This window comes from Marinibactrum halimedae, from assembly GCF_021234875.1.
GTDB classification, from domain to species: domain Bacteria; phylum Pseudomonadota; class Gammaproteobacteria; order Pseudomonadales; family Cellvibrionaceae; genus Marinibactrum; species Marinibactrum halimedae.
Map to the genome: position 1 here is coordinate 221,970 of NZ_JAJQVM010000003.1, position 20,261 is coordinate 242,230.

General features: G+C 41.7%; 17 protein-coding genes. 8 read left to right on the forward strand and 9 right to left on the reverse strand.

The window, feature by feature from the left end:
- Positions 1-466: 466 nt before the first annotated feature.
- Together LU351_RS03255 and LU351_RS03260 are read right to left on the reverse strand one after the other, a co-directional pair.
- Positions 467-1,900, reverse strand: a complete 1,434-nt coding sequence (locus tag LU351_RS03255; RefSeq protein WP_232592564.1) for an ATP-binding protein — start codon at positions 1,898-1,900, stop codon at positions 467-469.
- A 15-nt stretch (positions 1,901-1,915) separates the two neighbouring features.
- Positions 1,916-3,205 (reverse strand): FIST signal transduction protein, encoded by a 1,290-nt coding sequence (locus tag LU351_RS03260; RefSeq protein ID WP_232592565.1) that lies wholly within the window; start codon positions 3,203-3,205, stop codon positions 1,916-1,918.
- A 242-nt stretch (positions 3,206-3,447) separates the two neighbouring features.
- Between LU351_RS03260 and LU351_RS03265 the strand changes: the two genes are divergently transcribed.
- The 4 genes from LU351_RS03265 (at position 3,448) to LU351_RS03280 (ending at position 7,939) form a co-directional block, all read left to right on the forward strand.
- Positions 3,448-5,502 (forward strand): DNA topoisomerase III, encoded by a 2,055-nt coding sequence (locus tag LU351_RS03265; RefSeq protein WP_232592566.1) that lies wholly within the window; start codon positions 3,448-3,450, stop codon positions 5,500-5,502.
- A 113-nt stretch (positions 5,503-5,615) separates the two neighbouring features.
- Positions 5,616-6,191: a DUF1415 domain-containing protein gene (locus tag LU351_RS03270; RefSeq protein ID WP_232592567.1), complete on the forward strand. Its 576-nt coding sequence runs from the start codon at positions 5,616-5,618 to the stop codon at positions 6,189-6,191.
- A gap of 85 nt (positions 6,192-6,276) precedes the next feature.
- Positions 6,277-6,648 (forward strand): nucleotide pyrophosphohydrolase, encoded by a 372-nt coding sequence (locus LU351_RS03275; RefSeq protein ID WP_232592568.1) that lies wholly within the window; start codon positions 6,277-6,279, stop codon positions 6,646-6,648.
- A gap of 358 nt (positions 6,649-7,006) precedes the next feature.
- Complete coding sequence (locus LU351_RS03280) at positions 7,007-7,939, forward strand: vWA domain-containing protein (RefSeq protein WP_232592569.1); 933 nt, start codon at positions 7,007-7,009, stop codon at positions 7,937-7,939.
- 246 nt (positions 7,940-8,185) lie between these two features.
- Here LU351_RS03280 and LU351_RS03285 read toward each other — a convergent pair whose 3' ends face one another.
- On the reverse strand, positions 8,186-9,118 hold the full coding sequence (locus LU351_RS03285) for an FHA domain-containing protein (RefSeq protein ID WP_232592570.1): 933 nt from the start codon (positions 9,116-9,118) through the stop codon (positions 8,186-8,188).
- Between the two features lie 413 nt (positions 9,119-9,531).
- Here LU351_RS03285 and LU351_RS03290 point away from each other — a divergent pair, with 413 nt between their 5' ends.
- Together LU351_RS03290 and LU351_RS03295 are read left to right on the forward strand one after the other, a co-directional pair.
- Positions 9,532-11,391 (forward strand): FAD-binding protein, encoded by a 1,860-nt coding sequence (locus LU351_RS03290; RefSeq protein WP_232592571.1) that lies wholly within the window; start codon positions 9,532-9,534, stop codon positions 11,389-11,391.
- Between the two features lie 274 nt (positions 11,392-11,665).
- Complete coding sequence (locus LU351_RS03295; RefSeq protein ID WP_232592572.1) at positions 11,666-12,688, forward strand: hypothetical protein; 1,023 nt, start codon at positions 11,666-11,668, stop codon at positions 12,686-12,688.
- A 150-nt stretch (positions 12,689-12,838) separates the two neighbouring features.
- Here LU351_RS03295 and LU351_RS03300 read toward each other — a convergent pair whose 3' ends face one another.
- Together LU351_RS03300 and LU351_RS03305 are read right to left on the reverse strand one after the other, a co-directional pair.
- Positions 12,839-13,843, reverse strand: coding sequence for a hypothetical protein (locus LU351_RS03300; RefSeq protein WP_232592573.1), 1,005 nt, complete (start codon positions 13,841-13,843; stop codon positions 12,839-12,841).
- Positions 13,844-14,060: 217 nt separating this feature from the next.
- Positions 14,061-14,963 (reverse strand): glutaminyl-peptide cyclotransferase, encoded by a 903-nt coding sequence (locus LU351_RS03305; RefSeq protein WP_232592574.1) that lies wholly within the window; start codon positions 14,961-14,963, stop codon positions 14,061-14,063.
- 242 nt (positions 14,964-15,205) lie between these two features.
- Here LU351_RS03305 and LU351_RS03310 point away from each other — a divergent pair, with 242 nt between their 5' ends.
- Both LU351_RS03310 and LU351_RS03315 read left to right on the forward strand, forming a co-directional pair.
- The gene (locus tag LU351_RS03310; protein ID WP_232592575.1) at positions 15,206-15,421 is read left to right on the forward strand and encodes a helix-turn-helix transcriptional regulator; all 216 of its coding nucleotides are present in this window, start codon (positions 15,206-15,208) and stop codon (positions 15,419-15,421) included.
- Positions 15,422-15,519: 98 nt separating this feature from the next.
- On the forward strand, positions 15,520-15,990 hold the full coding sequence (locus tag LU351_RS03315) for a hypothetical protein (protein ID WP_232592576.1): 471 nt from the start codon (positions 15,520-15,522) through the stop codon (positions 15,988-15,990).
- Here LU351_RS03315 and LU351_RS03320 read toward each other — a convergent pair.
- From LU351_RS03320 to LU351_RS03335, 4 genes are all read right to left on the reverse strand, one after another.
- Positions 15,932-16,861 (reverse strand): DNA-methyltransferase, encoded by a 930-nt coding sequence (locus LU351_RS03320; RefSeq protein ID WP_232592577.1) that lies wholly within the window; start codon positions 16,859-16,861, stop codon positions 15,932-15,934. The genes LU351_RS03315 and LU351_RS03320 overlap by 59 nt on opposite strands.
- 237 nt (positions 16,862-17,098) lie before the next feature.
- Complete coding sequence (locus LU351_RS03325) at positions 17,099-18,013, reverse strand: NAD-dependent epimerase/dehydratase family protein (RefSeq protein ID WP_232592579.1); 915 nt, start codon at positions 18,011-18,013, stop codon at positions 17,099-17,101.
- Between the two features lie 14 nt (positions 18,014-18,027).
- Entirely contained in the window at positions 18,028-19,131 is a 1,104-nt protein-coding gene (gene wecB / locus LU351_RS03330) for a non-hydrolyzing UDP-N-acetylglucosamine 2-epimerase (protein ID WP_232592580.1), read from the reverse strand.
- Positions 19,128-20,261 carry a DegT/DnrJ/EryC1/StrS family aminotransferase gene (locus LU351_RS03335; RefSeq protein WP_232592581.1) on the reverse strand — a complete coding sequence of 378 codons (1,134 nt, stop codon included), beginning with the start codon at positions 20,259-20,261 and terminating at the stop codon, positions 19,128-19,130. Before LU351_RS03335 ends, wecB begins: the two co-directional genes overlap by 4 nt.

Genomic DNA, 20,261 nt, shown 5'->3' on the forward strand with positions numbered 1-20,261 from the left:
TAATTAGTTTGTTCAATTAATTGATATTAAGTTTGGATGACCTGTGGTATCTATCATTGTCATAGAGGGTGATAAGCGTCATTGTCAGTAATGTAGGTTTCTCTTGGTATTCAGTCTTTTGATTTTTATACGCCATTTTTATTCTTCTTGTTGTCTCAGTTTTGCCAATATTTATTGGGCTCTGATGTTATATGCCTTTTCTGTGTTTTTTCTGCGTGTCTGCTTCACTTGACAGTTTGTGCTGCTCGCTTGTTATATTGAATGCTTGTTATGTTTCCTTATTCTTACTTCATATCGGCAGTAATGAAGGTAACTTGATTTAAATCGGTTAGTTAATTTTGGCGCAAATTATTCCAAGTGTTGTGTTGAGATTACTTTTTACAATGTAAATAATCGTTATATAGCAAAATTGTCTTAAAGTTCTTAATTTCTAGTTCTGTTATGAGCCTCTTGAGAATAAAGTCTCTTATTGTGAGGTTTTAATTGGTACTGAGGTTTTAATTGGGAGTGCGATGGTAAACGTAGTGCCGATATTAAGTTGGCTATCCACCTCAATAGTGCCCCCCATTTTGTCGATAATATCGTAGCTTATGGTGAGTCCTAACCCCGTGCCTTCCCCCACGGGCTTTGTCGTATAGAAAGGTGTAAAAATGCTCTTGATTTGGTCTGGAGAAATGCCACAACCGCTATCGCTAATGGTAAACCATACGCACTCGTCATGATCTTTATGATGACTGAGGCCAGAGCGAATGATAATAATTCCACCTTCGTCGATGGCTTGCCCTGCGTTGAGTAATAAATTGGTAATGACTTGAGTAAGTTTTCCACCATTACCTTTGATAGGCATAACTTCGCCTAAATTCAATTCAACTTTGGTATGGTACTTAAGTTCGTTGTTCACCAATTTTAATCCACTTTTGAGGCATTCATTAATGTCCACATCTTCATCATTTTCTTCGTAGTGTCTTGAGAAGTTACGCAGTTCATCTACAATAACGCGGACGCGCTCAACACCATCTAAGGAATCTTGTGAGGCTTCTAAAATAGCTTCTACGGTTTTTAAGGGCGTTTGTTGAGAGAAGTCTGAAATAAGGGTGCTTATTTTTTCTGTGGGTTTGAAGTTGGGCTCTATAGAAAGATCATCTAGAAATGTTTGTAAGTTAGCAAGATAATCCCTAATTTGTTTGAGTTGTTTTAGTGTGTAATTAAGATTGGCATTGATAAAGCCCATAGGGTTATTAATTTCATGGGCTACACCTGCAGCCAGTAACCCTACTGAGGCCATTTTATCGGCATTGATCAATGTGGCTTCCATTTTCTCTTTTTCTTTTCGTAAAGCATAGCTTTCTATTGCCAGCAGTTTGGTTTGCACACCTAATTGTGCTTGACTCGTGAAGTTTTTATAGTTCTCTAATATGTCGATGTGAGTTTGAACATAGAACCCTTTTTGTTTGTGAGCAAAGACTAATACCCCTTCATTTTGTGGCCCCTTAAAAGGGGAGTACAAAGCCGAAGTGTAAGGTTTTTTGAACTCTTCAGGAATCTTTTCCCATGTTGGTTGCAAGTGAATATTAAAGACGGCCAGTGTGCTGCCATTAATGACTCGCTTTAAAATATCATCCACCAACCATTGGGTGCCTACCATGTTGGTGTCTGTACTTGAGCTGCAAATAAGATATCTGGGTTTGTTTTGCTGGAGGATAAAACAGGCTTCATAGGGCACAATTTGTCGAAAAATATCGTACATGCTGGCAAATAAATCATCGCTGGTATTTGCCTCTAATAATGCCGTAATCCCTCTTAAAATAACTTCGGTTTGTTGCTGTTCTGACTCAGCTTTCTTTCTAAGCTGATAGGCATGATTTAATTGCTCTTGAAGTTCTTCTACCGTGGTTTTCATAACACGCATGACCGCTTACAAATTGGGTTGAGAATTCATCGGAGAGAGTGTAGAAGAATTTGTTGTAGAGGTGATCGTTGATGAAGAGGTCGTTGATGAAGACAGCACAACGGCAGAGATCATTAAATTGCCATGTCGGTTTACGCCATCGGAAAACTGCCCCTGCTCACCAAAGGTGTAATACCCCATGATGGGGAGTGCTGGAAAAGCGATGTTTAATTCTTTCAGCATGTCGGTAATGTTGTCTTGCAGTGCCAGCATACAGCCTGCACAATAAATCATCAGTATCCCGGCAGGTGAGCGCCCTATGGGTAATAAGGAAATGGCATTTTCAATGACGCGTTTTGCACGAGCGATTAAATTTGGTGTACTGCCTTGCATCAAGATGAGTTCATCTCCGTTATGAATTTCTGAAAAGAAGGTCAATTCGCGATGTTCTGTTACGGCCTCAGGATGGGATAAAATGAAATCATCAATACCATCGGGTAATGTGACTTTACGGCCCATAGGATTGAGTGTGCTTAAGGCGAGTATATTTCCACCTTTTAATTGTTGATGAATGCTGTTTTGTGTAGCTGTATTGTAACAGTCTGCGGCATGTTTTCCGTCGAGCCTCCCGACGGTTCGGTGATGGCATTGGCTGGCAATAAAGCGGTGTGAGGTGGGCTCATAACCCGAGCTAAAATAAAGTCCGAGAGGGGTAGAAGGGTAAAGGGTAACGACAACCACAGCATTACTGTGTGCGCCCACATCATTGAGCACATGCCAATGACCTTCAATATTGTTATCCGCACAAGAACCGCCAAACACCGGTACGTGAGGCCCAATAACACTTTTAATGCCTTCTAAAGCAAGCTCTTCACTGCCTGGGGTGAGCATACACCAGATGGCTGTTGGGCTTTCCAAGGCACGATCTGATTTTTGTAAGGCTTGTTGTGTTGCTGTTGCGGCGGCTTGGTGAGCATCATTTTGTTCCGTCATGATGGCTTGGCCAACACCATAATTACCTTCTGAGTCGAAGATTGCCAGTACGGACAGTGAGACATCCAGCTGTTGAGAGCGTGTGGTGAGTGGGCTTAAGCAAGAGGAGGCGCCAACAATGGGGCAGTACAACTGTTCTTTTAGCGTCTTGTGGATTTCATGTGCGTTTAAGGTTTCACAAAAAGACACAAACAAGATCGAAGGGATCGAGTGTGAATCTTTGTGATGAGTATCGGTATTAGCCGATACTCCGAGGCCATCAAGGACGTCAGCAAGCGCGTCTTCGGTTTGAGTGGCCTTCGAGATGGCACTGATGATGTTCATCGATATCACCCGGCTTAAGGTTAAAGGATTGAGTCTTCTTACCTATGTGTAGCCAATTTTCAGTGGGTGGCAACGATTTATGTTTTTAATCTTTAGTATAATTTCATTTTGTTAAGACGTTGTCGTGAAAATGTGTATTTTAGTTCAATTAAGCGGCAATGTGTGAAAATATAAACCTATGATGGACTTGAGATCATTCCCAAATCTGGTTACTGTATTAAAAAACAGTATTGGGTTGAGTAATGATTGTTTACATCGCAGAGAAGCCAAGTTTAGGGCGCGCCATCGCTGAGGTGCTGCCTAAGCCGCTGGTTAAGTCTGAGGGCTTTGTGACGGCAGCAGATGGTACTGTGGTCACTTGGTGTATTGGCCATTTGCTAGAACAAGCCGAACCTGAAGTGTATAACAGTGAATTTAAAAAATGGTCTCATACTCATTTGCCCATTATCCCTCATCCTTGGAAGTTAACGACCAAAGCTTCTACCGCTAAGCAATTGGGCGTTGTTCGCAAGTTGATTAAAAAATCTACAGGTATAATCCATGCTGGTGATCCTGATCGGGAAGGTCAGCTATTGGTGGATGAGGTGATTGACTATGTCGGCGTTTCTGCCGAGAAAAAACGCAAAATAAAACGATGCTTGATCGCTGATTTAAACGCTTCCGCCGTTCGCCGGTCAATAGCGAATCTTCGAGATAACTCTGAGTTTATTGCGCTTTCTGTTTCTGCTTTGGCGCGCGCTCGGGCAGATTGGCTATTTGGTATTAATTTGACCCGTGCCTACACACTGCAAGGGCAAAAGGGTGGGTACAAAGGTGTATTGTCAGTAGGACGTGTGCAAACCCCAGTGTTGGGGTTGGTGGTGCGTCGGGATGAAGAAATCGCTCAGTTTCAAAGCAAGCCTTTTTATGAGGTATGGGCAAATTTATTCACTGAAAATCAGGAACGATTTCGGGCTAAGTGGGTTCCCAGTGAACATTGCTTACCGTATCTAGACGAATCAGGACGAAATTTATCCCGTGCCTTAGCCGAAAATGTGGTTAGTCGCATTAGTCATAAACCCGCCAGTGTGGTGAAAGTAGAAGCCCAACCGAAACGGATTCCACCCCCGCTACCGCATAATTTATCCGCATTACAAATAGACGCAAATAAACGTTTTGGGCTCAGTGCGCAAAACGTCTTAGATGCGGCTCAATCTTTGTATGAAAAGCACAAATTAATTACCTACCCTCGTTCAGATTGTCGTTATCTCCCTCTGGAACATTTTAATGATGCATCGATGGTGGCAGGGGTTGTTCAGGGCAATGCTAAGCAATTGGGGTTGTCCGCTTTGGTGGAGGTTTCTTTATCTTTCGCTCAGAAATCCCGCGCTTGGAATGATAAGAAAGTTGGGGCCCATCACGCTATTATTCCAACGAAAAAATCATTAAGTAATACTCAATCACTCACGCTTGCGGAGCGGCAAGTGTATGAGCTAATCAGTCGACAATATTTAATTCAATTTTTACCTGATCACCGATTTGAAAAAACAACCGTTACGATAACGATTGAAGGAGGAAAATTTATTGCAACCAGTAAGCAGGTGCAAGTGCCTGGATGGAAGGTGCTATTTAAAGCCGAAGAAAATGAGGTGAAAGGGGGAAAAGATAAAACGTTAAAAGAAAGAGAGAATTTCCAGTGGAATTCTGATGCTTCCGGCTCAGATCCGTTTGAGGTCAATAATAGTCAACTGCCAGCGTTAGTGCCGGGTCAGCGTTTACATTCGGAAGCAGCTGAGGTGGTTGAGAAACAAACATCGCCCCCCAAACCTTATACTGATGCCACTTTACTGGGAGCGATGACCGGAATTGCAAAATACGTGAAAGACCCGGCGCTGAAAAAAGTATTACGTGAAACCGATGGGTTAGGAACGGAAGCGACTCGTGCGGGAATCATTGAATTGTTGTTTCGACGAGGGTTTCTTGAGCGCCAGGGCAAAGCGGTAAGAGCGACCGATTCAGGGCAAGCTTTTATTCGGGCACTACCAGAACGTATTACCTTACCTGATATGACTGCTCAGTGGGAATTTCAACTCAGTGCCATTAGTGAACAACGCAGCACCTACGACAGTATGATTACTCCACTTATTGAACAGGTAGGGACGCTAGTATTAGAAAGCCAAACGGTTATACCAGAGGGGCTACGAGGGTTGGGTGATCAAAAGGCGACTTATTCTAAGCGGACAACCTACAAACGCAAAAAAGCAAATACAGCTACCGGCCAAAGAAAACCAAGAAAAAAACGGAAAAAATCTTATTGATGTGCGTGATGAAAAGACATATCAAGGAGATTATTTTGCTCTCATACATGCATTTATTTTCTTATATTATTTAAGATAAAATGACGTTAAGTATTATTAATGAGAACGTCATTATGCAAAGTATTAACACGCAGGTCACTAATACGCAAGAGGTGGTAGAACTTACTCAGCGTTGGGTAAGAGAAGTGGTTGTTGGGCTGGGGCTTTGCCCTTTTGCGGCCAAACCTTTTGCGGAGAACACTATCCGTTATTGTGTGGCACCTAGTGCTGCACCGGAAGATATTCTTCACTCTATTTACAGCGAATGTGTTCTTTTATCGTCTGTATCTCATGAGGCGACTGAAACAACGTTAGTGATTACACCCAATGCGTTGTCAGATTTTCATGATTACAATCAGTTTTTTAATGAAGTGGATTTGTTGCTGAGCCGTAATGACTGGGAAGGGGTATTACAAGTCGCCAGTTTTCACCCTCAATATCAATTTGCCGGAACCTCTGTCAGTGATGCGGAAAATTATACTAACCGTGCGCCTTACCCTATTTTTCACCTTCTTCGAGAAGACCGCCTTGAGAAAGCAATAGAGTTTTACCCCGATGTCGATGAGATACCCGAGCGTAATATCGCACGAATGAATGCCTTATCTCAGGATGAAATACACCGTCTCTTCTATTATCTCAATAAAACATAGCCTGTTCTGGTGATGCTTCAAGTGCATCACGTATAACCGCGCTTATTGTATTGTTCTCTAATCGGGTGAATAAAAGGTGATATATATGAAAGAGATGTTGTCCATTGAGGATATAACAGAATATCTTCGTGTGTTTTCGAAAGAGCGTGAGTGGGATCAGTTTCATTCACCGAAAAACCTATCTATGTCTGTCGCCATTGAGGCTGCTGAATTAATGGAGCATTTTCAGTGGTTGTCGCTGGAGGCGTCTGCTAACTTGAGTGAGGAGGTAAAAGCAGAGGTATCTGATGAAATGGCAGATGTCCTGTTGTACTTGGTGCGTTTGGCGGATGTGTTAGGCATCAACTTACTTCGCTCGGTTAATGTTAAGGCTGGCAAAAATGAAAAAAAATACCCTGCAGAGGCGGTAAAGGGAAGTTTAAAAAAGTACCAAGAGTTTCGTCGAAATTACAAATAAAAATAGGAGTATTTTTCTCTCTTTTGTAGATGATTCTTTCTTTTTTTGTGATTTGCAATGTGTTTGTCAATAAAATGTAATTTGTAAAAAAATGTTTCGTTTTGTTGATTTTTTTCGTAACTTTTATATTCCCCGTTTTTTTTAAAATTAAAATAATTGATGTTAAAAGGGTCTAGTGTTGGCGTTTCTCACTTTGTTTTTGTCATGATAAATTCTAAATTAAAATCCATTACCAGTACAATGACATCGCTTGATTGCGCAAGCTGAAATAGAGTTTTTTATAAGCCGTCTGTTTTTTATGTAATTTATTTTGTGCTCACGGTTTGTATTCACTGTTTTGTCTTCATAGGGGATAGCGATGTTTCTTAAAAAAATGCTTAAAAAAAGTGCTGTTAGTGCAAGTGTTGCGGGTGCGGTGTTGGCGACTGCCATGGGTGTTTCCATGCCTGCGTCTGCGTTAGATGTGGTTATTATTTTGGATGTGACGGGTAGTACGGGTGCTTTATTGCCCAACTGGAAATCCAGAATGGAAGCAGAGGTAATTGATCCTATTAAACTGGTAGATCCTAATGCGCGTTTTGCATTGGTTTCACATCTTGATTTTCCTTATAGCCCTTACGGTGGTGCGGGCGAGTATGCCTACCGGGTGGAAGCGACATTAAATCAAGACTTAACCTTATTCAGAGCAGCATTAAAAAATTTAACTAATGGTGTTGGTGGTGATACTCCAGAGTCGCAGTACGAGGCAATTCGCCAAGCCAACACGGGAGTTGGGTTAGATTTAAATGGTGATGGGGATTATGTTGATCTAGGCGATATTCCGCCTCAGTCTTTAGGCTTTAACCCCATTACCAATTCTTTCACCATGCACTTTACGTCTCCATTGGTGTATCACAATGATCCTTTCGAGCCGGATTACCCTTATGCGGGTGTAGTAAATAATCCAGCAGATTATAATGATGCGCTTAATGCAATGACTTCCCAAAATAATACTTATTTTATCTTAACGCCCGATCCTCTTCCTACGGCATTAGCGGCAATGGGCGGAAAAATGATGCCATTGGTGGATAAGCAAACTGGTAAAGCAGTTTCAAGTGCCGCATTATTCAGAGCATCCAGCTCTGCAGAATCTCTTGCGAAAGCAACGGGTGGCTCAGTGCTGTCTGTTGGGAGTGACTTAAGAGGGGTGAAAGAGGCAGTTGAAGAGATTATTGAAGTCGTTCGGCCTTGTCCTAAAGGTCAAGTACCTGTCGAATTACCTTTCGGCGTGGTGTGTGTCCCACAGACATAATCTGTGTACCAAATTGATTCAAGCGCTGTGAGTTGACTCAATGTTGACACGGTAGTGAGACAATCGCTGGAATAGTAATAGTTGAAATAGTAGTTGAGATAGTCGTTCAGATAGTAAATGTGTGCCTGTACATTTTTCTTGATTTTTGGGACCTCTTTTTGTTTTCAGCCATCGGTGGACCCAAAACATTGATTGTTAACGAGTTCAATGAGAAAAATGATTCAGGCACATTGCTAATGTTCCAATTTATTTCGCTTGAACGTTGAATCCGCCTTCTATAGCAATGTCGGAATAGGCAAAGCGGAGTTCTCCTGGCCTGCGCTCAATGACTTGTTGCAAAGTGGAGCTATTAGGAATCATTTTGGTTACTTGTTTTCTGAAGCGATGCACTTGAATGTTAATGTGTTGCTCTGCCATTTTCATCATACGCATTAATAATTCTTTATCGATCCAGCCTTGGTCAGATACATCCAATCCTCTATTGGCATCTTTGAGTCTTTGTTTGGCCAGCAGTAAGAGCAGGTAATGGTGGTTTCGCTCTCCTAAATTAATGGTTAGGTTATCTACCACTAACTTCAATGAAACGTGTTCTTCATCGGGGCTGACTTGAAAGCAAAATTTAATGTTATTGGTGATGCTTGCAGGGGTAATGATGGCGGTTGCCGCGCAGGGCCTGGCATCCACAAATTGCCAGAACAGTCCATTTGCTCCCACTTTATCGCCTGATTGCAAGGTAAAGCGCTCTTCGTTAGCCTCGCACTGCCAGAGCCCACCCTCAGATAAGAGCAGTAATATCTTGTGATCCGGTATAGGGAGGAGGTAAACGTCGTGAAGGGGAATAAACGGTTGTGTATCCGATAAAGGAATCAAACCCGTCACAGGAGGGGCGGTATCAACGACTTCCCAGGTTTCTGAAGGGATACTCCCGAATTGAATTTTGGCACCTTGAAGTAAGGGGTGGTACCTGCCAGGAGGCAGGCGATGGTTATCGATAAAGGTCCCATTTGTACTTGAATCTTTAATTTTCCAAGATTCTCCATCCCATGCAATAGTGGCATGATTGCGTGAGGCACTGGGGCTAACCAGTATCGTGGTGTTGGTTTTTTCATCACGCCCGAAAGTATGATTGGCGTGTAAAACCTCTTGTTTGTTGATTTTTGGGTTAAATAGTGCCGCCATTGGTACCCTTGCTTTCTTATCAAGCTACTAACGATAAAGTTTGATCACAGATGCTATCAATATTCTATATGAGTAGTAAGCATCGATAAATATAAAGATTCTGACGTTCAGTGATGGAGTTTAAGAACCTTGAGTGCCTGTGAAAGTAGACTTCTATAGAAGATTTATAGGGGTGATTCCGATATTGAAAAACGGGTGTCTTAAACCTGAAACACTCTTCGTAGTAAATTCCTTCCCCGATTTTCCTGTCAGGTAAATTTATTTCATATAAAACCATTATTTGATTGTGGCTTTTAGGGTAATCCTCATGGCTGCTGACGTGTTTTCATTATCAATGAAGATTTTGTACTTAAATAATGGGTGGTAGTAAAAAACGACGATAAATAATCTCAAAAAAGGGGTGGCAGACAAAAATGAAGACTATAAGGTGTTTTTCATTAAGTGATGTTTCGTTAAGCCGTATTGAGAAAAAGGCATTGGTTCGCTTCTTATGGATTGCGGTTGTTGGTTTTATGCTTGCTGGGTGTCATGCAGGTGGTTTGTTTGGTCGAGTGTTTGAGAACGTATGGGGAACTCAACGAGTTAAACCTGCGGACTATTCTTCGCCCAGCACTGCGAAGGAACTCATTTCAGCGGTAAAATCCGCTCAAGATAATCATCAGCGTATTCGCATGACCGGTTCTGGGCATTCGCCATCGGACGTTGCCGTAACGGAAGATGTGTTGTTGTATCCACATAAATTAAATGGCCCTTTACCCTTGGAAAATGCCGAGCTTAAAGCGAGCTTTAACGAGACAGTCACGATGCGTAGCGGTACGGAAATGTCGTTCAATCTGGTTAGGGTAAAAAGTGGTACGACCATTCGAGAGTTGAATGCCTATTTCGATGAAAAGGGGTTGGGGTTTCCTATTTTGGGTGGGTGGGATGCCCAGACTATTGCAGGGGCAACCATGACCGCAACTCATGGTTCCAGCCTTGAATTAGGGGCGTTGGACTCCATTGTGGCGAGTATTCAGGTGGTGAGTAATGATGGACGAATGCTTCAAATCGAACCAACCGATGGCATTACGAACCCAGAGACGTTTAAAGGGTATTTACCTGAAAACCCGGATATTCCTGTCGAATTAATTCAAGACGATGAAACATTTCGCGCAATGCGTGTCAGCATCGGGTCAATGGGAGTGGTTTATGCGTATGTGTTAAAAGTCTTTGATCAATACTGGATTAAAGAAAACCGTGTATTAACCACCTGGAAAGAAATTACAGGTCATAACGGATTTTTATCTAATTTGGTAGAAGGAGGGTTGTTAAACCCTCAAGGAATTGAGCCTGACTTTTATGAATTACAAGTTAACCCGTATCCGCGAGAGGATGGCGATTACAATGTGCTATTAACCAAACGCTGGATTTCCAAAGAGCCTTTAGAACCTAGCCCATATCGAGCAGAAAAAGGTTCTGATTTATTGCAGCAATTAGCAGTCACTTTCCAGAAAGTGGTAGAAGGTGCTGTGAATGCGTCTCCCCAATTAGCGGTTAAGACTCTTGATACGGCATTAGAGACGCAGTTAGACGAGGAGTACATTAACGTCAGTCATAAAGTATTCAATATTGGAGTGATTAATGAAACGGCGGTGTATGCAATAGAGGTTGCCTTTTCATTGAATGAAATTATTCCGGCTGTGAATAAGCAATTTGAAATTATTGAAGCATTACGACAAGAAAATGTGGTGCAAATGGCACCTCTGGCAATTCGTTTTGTAAAAGCTTCTGATGCACATATTTCTATGATGCACGGGCGTGATACGGCTATGATGGAAATTATTAATCTTCAGGGTTTAAAAGGGGTAGAGAAGTACTTTAAAAAACACCAAGAGGTTTTGCTGGATCGCAATGAGTTTACAAGCCGACCACACTGGGGATTGGATTTGCATTACCTGAAGGCAGCCGATCAGGTGATTGATTGTGACCGAAGCGGTGTGGATACAGAGGATTTTTACATTAACCTGAATTTTGAGCGTTTACGTACGTCTCGTAAGGTTTTGGATATCTCTGGTAATACGGTTAAGGTCAATGCTAGGAAGATTGATATTGATGCCAACTTTATTCAAATTGGTGATAAGTTTTTAGAGTGTCAGGATGTCGAACGTTATGATCCAGCCGCGTACTACGAGGAAAGTTGGGCACAATGGCTACCCATTTACCAAGACTTTAACCGTTATGGCACCTTCAACGGTAAGGTGACAGACCGTTTGGGTATCTCTGTAGAGCGCTAACGACCGGTCTTGTCCTTGCAAGGTTACCCTTGTAATTGTTGCTTGTGTAATAGGATGTAATACCCGTCGAAGAGCCATTTTGGTATTGATTAAGCCGTCCTTTTAAGGGCGGCTTTTTTGTGGACATAGGTACCTTTGATGTAGATACCTTTTTGTATGTAGATGCTGCCACCCTTTGCTTGGGCTCATTTGAGTAATTATTGCGATTTTTCTGCGCGGTGCCTGCCCAGTTGGTCGCTATCATGACGGTTATCGAGGATAAGGAGAAGACACTATGAGTATTGATATCGTAAACAGTGAAGGGACGCGCTACCGAGTTCAGGCGCTTCAGGCTGGCTTTATGACCTCTCGTTATGATTACTTTGATGGTTTACGCTTCTTAAAGAGCTTAAGCCAGTCGTCCATCGAAAAAATTCATCGAACGTTTTTTGGTGTCGGTAAGCCCATTGATAGTATGACAAGTGGGAAGGGCCTTAAGCGTTCTTTTTTCGGCTCTCGATATGACGCAGCTACTGGAATGATGGGAAGAGAACGGGAAATTTTAACCGCTTTGATTTATGAGCGATTAGTGGCAGAGAAAAACCCTTATTCCCTAAAGGAGTTGTCCCTTCGTCATGCTCAATTGCGCCATCATGTCAGTTTTCACTTACAGCAATTGTTGTGTGAATATAGGGCGAAAGGTGGTACGGCCAATGGCAGTAATAGCGGCCACATTCTTCTCGACCAAGCCAATGTGGCAGTCACTCAGGATTGGGTGAGCTTAGCGCATCACACAATGCTATTTCACAAGCGTTCTTTGGTAAGTTTATCGGCTTCCTCCTGTGGTGAAAATACAGAATCGGGCCTTGAATTGAATACACTTCAAAAGCATTTTGTTAAGGCATTGGGGTTTGATATTAAAGGCGTGACGTCGTTACATTTAGAGCAGGTATTCAGTTTTATAGAGAAAATTGACACGGATGCAACCTTAAGAACGACGATGGCACAATTGATAAGAGAACACTGTTTGCCGAAAGGTCAGCTATCGTTGCAAGGCAGCGTATTTTCTCAAAATAGGGTTACAACCAGTAAAAATGTGCTTGCGACTTTACTCTTATCGGCCATTGCTCCCGACCAAGCTTTGCGTAACCACTCGAATGTGCAATGGTTAGCACGAGTAAAAAAAGTGGGCCGAATTCTGGTGGATTTTGTTCAAGCTCAAGAAGCTTTGCAGGGTGAGTTGGAAAAGCAGCGTGAGAATTATGAGGCGCCTTCTCTTGATGACTTGGAATATGAATGGGTTGACGTGGCCAGTTAACGGTCCATTGTTTAAAGACCCAACGTTTAAAGACCGTCGCTACCTCCCACCGCTTAGGCAATGTTTAAAGGGCTATCGGCAATGTTTAAAGGGCTATCGGCAATGTTTAAAGGACGGTGAGAGAGTGGAGAATAGGGAGGAGGAGATATATTACCATTTGTATTCCAGACCCAATTGAAAGCGGTTTTGTTGCTCGGCGATTTCCACTTTAGTAAACCCTTTTAAGCCGTGAACAATTGGGATGGAGCCCTCTGTGACCACACTATGGCCAAAATTGATAAAGTCTTCCGTTAATTCGCCGCGTTCCCCAAAGTCTTCATCCACATAAGTGTAATAACTAAACCAGTCAATATCGCCTATGGCAGACGGCAGTTCTGCTTCCATACTGACGATTAATTTCAATGCACTTTTCTCAATATTTTGTACAAACTCAAAGGCCCATGTCGTGTTTTTAGAGAAGGTTGTATTGAAAAGTGATTTTCTGATTTCACCTCGAATAAAATGATCTTCCAACATGGCTTCATAGGCCAGTTCGTAGCGAAAACCTTTGTATTCAGAGGACGAGAATTCCATTTCCAAATAATTGATTTTACGGTTGCGTTTAAAAACGCTGGGCTCATCGAGGTGGTCTAAGCTGCCGATAACCCATTCCATAAGGCCGAACTTTTTCCACGAATGCACATGGCGTAACCCGGTTATCCACCCATCTTTACTGAGGCCGGTGGATGAGACACGGCCTTTATAAGGAGGAATAACGCCTAATTCGGTTTTTCCGTTATTGTGCTTAATTCGGGTATAAAGATGCCGGAATTCCAGTGAGCGGTCTTCACCGCTACCAAGCGTATTATAGTTGGATGAAAAATCATCACCGGTGACAACAAAGCCATGCAGTGACCAATTCTCGTTCGTAAATTGGTAATGAGGAAACCACCGTAATCGATATTGTGTCCGTGATGGGCGGTCTTCTCGGAGGTCATAGCGTATTGCTGCTGCCCCTTTTTGCTGAAAACTTCCCGCTATTGCGACAGAAGAGTTAAAAACAAATACCGTGCAGATGATCAGTAATGCATAAGCTAGAGCTTTACAAAAAATCGAATATAACCAATAACGTAGGGAGCCGCTCGCTAAGTAAATTGGAATAGAAGGGAGGTGCATAAGACAGTTGAATGGTTAAGTAAAGAAGACCGAAGTCTAGCTAGGGCAGCTTTTAATTAGAAAAAATTTTAGTCAGGGCAATTTTTATTTAGAGTACTTTTTATTTAGAGCACATTTAATAAGAGTGTCTAGTGTATTCATAACTAAAGCCCCTTTTACTACTTAGAGCTGACTGTTTTGAAAGAGTATAGTCCTCTTTAATAAGAATAAAAAATAATTATTGGATTTGTATTAAATAACGAGTGGGCCAAAGTTTACCGGTTACCCAAAACCCCTGTCTTGCGTCACTCCAGGCGATGCCATTAAGAACGCGCTCACGACGTTTTCCAGGCCTAGTTTGGTGGAGGTCGGTTAAATCTAAAATGCCCTTTACCTTTCCGGTTTTGGCGTCAATGGCAATAATGTGGTTATGCTGCCAACGATTGGCCCAAATAAGTCCATCGTGAAACTCCAGTTCATTCAAGTTATCCCAGTTTTGATCGTCACCGGTAACGGTAAGGGTTTGTTCGACGATAAGAGACTTCGGGTTCAAAAATCGCAATTGGTTTGAGCCGTCGCTCATAATCAGGTGTGAGTCACTATGGGTCAGCCCCCAGCCTTCACCTTCATAATGGAACGTACGTTTAAGTATCCAGTTTCTGTCATATACATACCCTTTTCGGGATTGCCACGTTAGCACATAAAAGTGGTCGTCAAACAATGTCATGCCTTCGGCAAATACTCGGCTTGGGAGTTTCATCGCATAAAACGACGAAGAGTCCGCTTCTTTGTATCGTGCCAACTTAGATTGACCATAGCGGCCACTGGATTCATAAATCCAAGGCCCATCGACCAGAAAGCCTTGTGTAAAAAGGCTTCTGTCGTGGGGTTGGCGATCAAGAACCTTATAAGAAAGTTGTTTGAGAGGCGGATTGGTTGACTCATGTGATTGTCTTTCTTGGGTCAGTCTTTCTTGAGCCAGTCTTTCTTGAGCCAGTTCTTCTTGAGCCAGTCCTTCTTGAGCCAGTCCTTCTTGAGCCAGAGATGGGTAGGTAGTGAAGGTTAGTAGAAGAACACAGAGGAAGCGATGCATAACCTGATGATAGTTCGACAGTGTGAGTGAGTGAAACGGGTTAAGCATAAGAATGATGCCAAGGTAATGGGGTTATGGTGATCATACCATGAATTACTTTCTCGCTTTAGTTTGTTAAAAATAGATTTATGATTTAATACCAATTTCAGTTTGTTTTTTGTTTCAACGAAAAAGTGTTACATGAGGTATTTTTTAAATAGAAATTTTTCGTAGGAAGTGGGGTGATGAACACGTTTTAGTGCTACTTATAGTCTGTCGACTTATAGTATGCAGGCGAAGAGTATAACCTAATGAACGTAACAAAAGTTTTTGGTCGACGTGTACGTCACTTTAGAAGTCTTAAATCTCTTTCCCAGGAAGAGCTTGCTGATTTATGTGACTTGCACAGAACATATATTGGCTCTGTTGAGCGAGGTGAGCGGAATATTACTTTGCTTAATGCAGAAAAAATTGCTCAATCTCTGGGCGAACCATTGGTTTCATTTTTTACGGAGGATATCGATTGAAATGAGAGCTAATTTAGATAAGGTGCTCAGAAAATACCATTTATCATTCATGCAGAAAGTCTATTCAGATGAAAATAATGACTATGATTTACTGATGGATGTATTCGGCATTACCCCGCAGCTCAAGCGAGAGAATAGACAATATTGGGGGGAGAGAGCTTGGGAAGTGCTGGGAGTCGCTTATTGTAGAGGCCTGTAAAGGGGCTCCTGGTTATAAGCCAGCATTAAGAGTTGGTGGTGATGAACCGTGTGATCTTAGGCTTGGTCAATATGCAATCGATACAAAGTACCGTATCGGATCTGGTGATTCCGGTACTTTGAAAAAGTTTAAAGATTATGGGGGGTTATTAAGAGATAAAGGTTACACGCCTATTCTCTTATTCCTTCGCAAGGATAATCTTCCAGCAGCTATAACCGCATGTAAAAATGGGGGCTGGGAAATTTATACAGAGCAAGCTTCATTTGACTTTGTGAGAGAAAAGTGTGGGTTTGACATAAAAAATTATTTAACTACAAAAGCGAGAAGTTACCTTTTAACTCGTCTGAGTGGTCTAGCCTCTGGTTTATGATGTCTATGTATGTGGGTTCAATTTCTATACCTATATAATCTAAGCCTGCATCTTTTGCTGCAACTAAAGTTGTTCCCGATCCAGCAAAAGGGTCTAATACAATAGATCCTTTTGTTCTGGGAACAAAAATATTGATTAATTTTTTCATCAAGTCTAGAGGTTTAACGGTACAGTGGATATTGTAGTCAGGTGTTTTATCCCGTTTTATATTTTCCAGTATATTTGATTGAAAGCCACCATCTTCCATCTTGGTATAGAATAGGCCAGTGCCGTGTTGTATCAGTGTTTCAGTGTAGTTATTGGTTAATGGTTTTTGGAGAACACATATTGCTTCCCATTCACTTCTTAGGCAACTATGCCAGCCTTCCATTTCTTCGGGGTTTTTAAAACCTTTTTGCTCCAGCTTTTTTTGCATATTGATTCCTTTAGGAATCCCGCTTGACCTTCTGTAAACAACGATATCACGAGCATAAAAGCCGGCTTTTTCAAGGGCCACTTGAACATGTGCGACTGTGCGGGTGCTGTTGAAAACTAAAATGGTGGCTCCAGGTTTACATACACGATAAAGCTCTAATGCCCATTCATGACACCAGTCTTCGTATTCCAAAATATTTTGACGATTTTTTTCATACCATCGCTTATTTCTTACTCCACCAGCCAAGCCTGAACCATAGGGAATATTTTTCACTAGCGTTTTACTATCTTGTATTCGCTCTTTTCTGCGTTGAATTTCAGAGTTATCCCATTTATGCCCTATAAATTCATAATTGTATGGTGGATCTGTTATACAGGCTGAAATGTAATCACTGGGCAACATTTTCAGCATCTCTCGACAGTCGCCATTCAAAATAGTATTAATAAATTCAGTCATTTTTACCTCATGTATATGATACTTATAGTATTCATAATGACGTGACAGTGCAAGATGTATATCTTGAAGAGAGATCTCATAACTTGAGATTTTGATGAATTCGCTCTCAGTGGTGCCATTCTGAGAAATGAGACTTTTTAGGTGTCATCAGAAGAGAAAAGATCAATATGTTGTAATCATTATTCACACGAGTAAATAATAGGAAGGTCTAATTAGGTTCAGTGACAAGAACTAAAATTATTTCACATCAGGAAAACTCTGATCTTGTTTAAATTTAGCAATCACTCGCTTGATGCCTTGTTCAAGAGAGATTTGGGGAGTGACTCCTAATAGGGTTTCCATAAGGGTAGTATTGGGACGTTTGATGAGCGTCATTTTCTCTGGGAGTTGAATAAAGTTGGCATAATCTTCTAACTTCACACCGAGTTCTTTGGCGATTAGTTCTGCTACTTGCTCAGTTTTAACATACTCGCTGTGGCCAATATTGAAAATACGGTATTCATCTATGTGCATAAGGGCTTCTAAGGCGTTGACTGCATCGTCTAAATGTAGCCAAGCTCTCTCACTACCAAGGTGAACGTCTATTTTTTCTTTCTTTGATAAATGTTCGATGAATCGAATCATGGCGGAGCGGTGGTCGCCGTGGGTTTCGTCTTCATGGTAAAACATAAAGGGCCTAACGGTTACGGCTTTTAATCCATGATTTTTTACTTCGTATTCAACCAGCTTTTCGCCTAGATATTTGGTTAAACCATAGCGATTGTTAGGTTGTGGTATTGTTGTTTCTTCAACCAGTTCTTCAGGTTGATTTCCATACACTTCCGAGGTGGAAAAATAAATCATTTTTGCTTGAAATTTTTTACACAACTCAGCAACATTTTGTACTCCTACCAAATTTGTGGTCACTGCCAGAGAGGGGGCCGCTTCACATGTGACTCGGCTGACCATGGCGGCTAAATGATATACAACATCTGGTTTTACACAGTCATACACTTTGAGTAAGTCTAGGGGCATCGTAATATCGGCTTGGTAATAATTGGGCCGGTAACCTGGATGCCAATCGCATTCTGTTACATTGTGCCCTGTATTTTTTAAGTGCTTTACTAAAGCATGGCCAACATTGCCTTGTGAACCTATCACTAATACTTTCATGATTTACCTTTTAATCACGCTTTTATTTGAGTGTTTTTAAGAATGTTAATAATATTTTGTGCTGTATTACCTGTGCCATACAGTGGATTTTTGTCGTAATCGAGTGTTCTATGCCATTGTTGATGAACGGCATCGATAATGTTGCTTTCTGAAAGTGGAGGGCACAAAAGATTATGCCCTTCAGCCAATAATTCGACCCATTCGGTTTCATCTCTAAGGGTGACACAGGGTGTATGGTAAAAGTAGCTTTCTTTTTGAATACCCCCCGAATCGGTAACAATCACAGATGCCTTTTTTTCCAAGGTAACCATATCGAGATAACCAACGGGGTTGATTACAGTGGTGTGCTTTTCTAATTCTTTCAATAAATTAAGGTGGTTTAAGACTTTTTTGGTTCTTGGGTGGAGAGGAAGAATAATACTGAAGGCTTTGCCGAGTTCGCAAAGTGCATTGACAATAGTTGTCATGCGTGTGGGGCTGTCAGTATTTTCTGCGCGATGGAAGGTCGCTAGAATGTAATCTCTATTTTTTAATTCTATTTTTTTTAGTAAAGGGTTGTTGGTGATTTTTTCTCTATTGCCATAAAAATGAGCAACATCCTGCATGATGTCCCCAACGTTATGGATAGAATGTGGGGCGATATTCTCCTTGGTCGCATTTTTTACAGCTTGCTCTGTGGGGGCAAAAAGCCATGTGGATAGGTGATCGGTTAAGATTCGGTTTTGCTCTTCTGGCATTTTTTTGTTGTACGACCTTAATCCGGCTTCTACATGTGCGATAGGAATGTGTAATTTTGACGCAGCCAATGCCCCGGCTAGTGTTGAATTGGTGTCACCGTAGACTAAGACAACATCTGGCGTATCTTGTTTTAATAAGTTTTCTATTTCGATGAGCATATTACCTGTCATCTCACCGTGAGAGTCGCCCATTTTTTTCAGTGTGTGGGTGGGCGGAGGAATATGCAATTCTTTAAAAAAAACATGCGACATGTTGTCATCAAAGTGCTGACCAGTGTGGATTATCACTTCATCAATGCCGTCATGAAGGGCGATTTCCCGGGATAATGCGGCCGCTTTAATAAATTGTGGCCTTGCTCCAACAATAGTCACAATCTTCATGGGGAGCCTTGTAGTGCAGTATGAATGACATCAGAAATGGCTTTCTGATCTTCAAGAGGTAAATAAGGGTGCATTGGCAAACAAAGTATACGATGAGAGACATCTTCAGCGATTGGGAAGGCACCGTTTGAATAGTCTAAAGTGCGAAATATTGGCTGTAAATGCAATGGCTTTTCATAGTAAATGGCACTGGGAATACCCTCATATTTTAATTGCGAACGAATGTAGTCTCGTTGTTGAGTCGATGCTGCAATGATTGCGTATTGAGCCCAAATACTGTTGTAAGAAGGGGGAAGGATGGGAAGCTTAAGTGCAGTTTCGGCTAGCAATGCTGCATAATTTTCGGCTACTTTTTGTCTAAGTTTTATTTCTTCATCAAAAATTTTCAGCTTTTCTAAAAGAACGGCGGCTTGTAGTGTATCTAGACGGCTATTTAGCCCAATTGCAATGTTGTCGTATTTGTTCAAGCCTTTTCCGTGTGCGCTTAGCGAGCGAAGCTTTTTTGCGATATTAGCGTCATTGGTAAACATCGCGCCCCCGTCACCATAGCAGCCGAGCGGTTTGGCGGGAAAAAAACTGGTCGTGGCAATATCACCAAAGGTGCAGGATTTATGATGGCTGATGCTTGCCCCAAAGGATTGGGCGGCATCTTCAATCAGAAAAAGATTAAACTCTGAACATATCTCTTTAATTTTTGCGAAATCGGCTGGTAAGCCAAATAAATTAACGGCAATAATCCCGACGATATTTCTGCCTTGGGTTTTTAGCTTCAATATTTCTGAGCGTAATGTATCAGGGCATAAGTTAAAGGTCTGTGGGTTAATGTCCGAAAAGGCAATATCAGCACCAACGAGTGGAATGACTTCAGCGGTTGCAAAAAACGTAAACGGTGTTGTGATGATAACATCACCGGGCTTTACGCCCATTGCCATTAAACTTAATTGTAAGGCGTCTGTACCATTGGCACAGGAGATAACATGGTTTGAGCCAGTGTAGTTGGCTAATGCCTCTTCCAGTTGTTCAACTTCAGGCCCTAAAATATAGTGGCCATGGTCAAGTACACGCTGAATACTTGCATTGACGTTATCTTTTATACGCGCATATTGTTTGGATAAGTCAATAAATTCCAT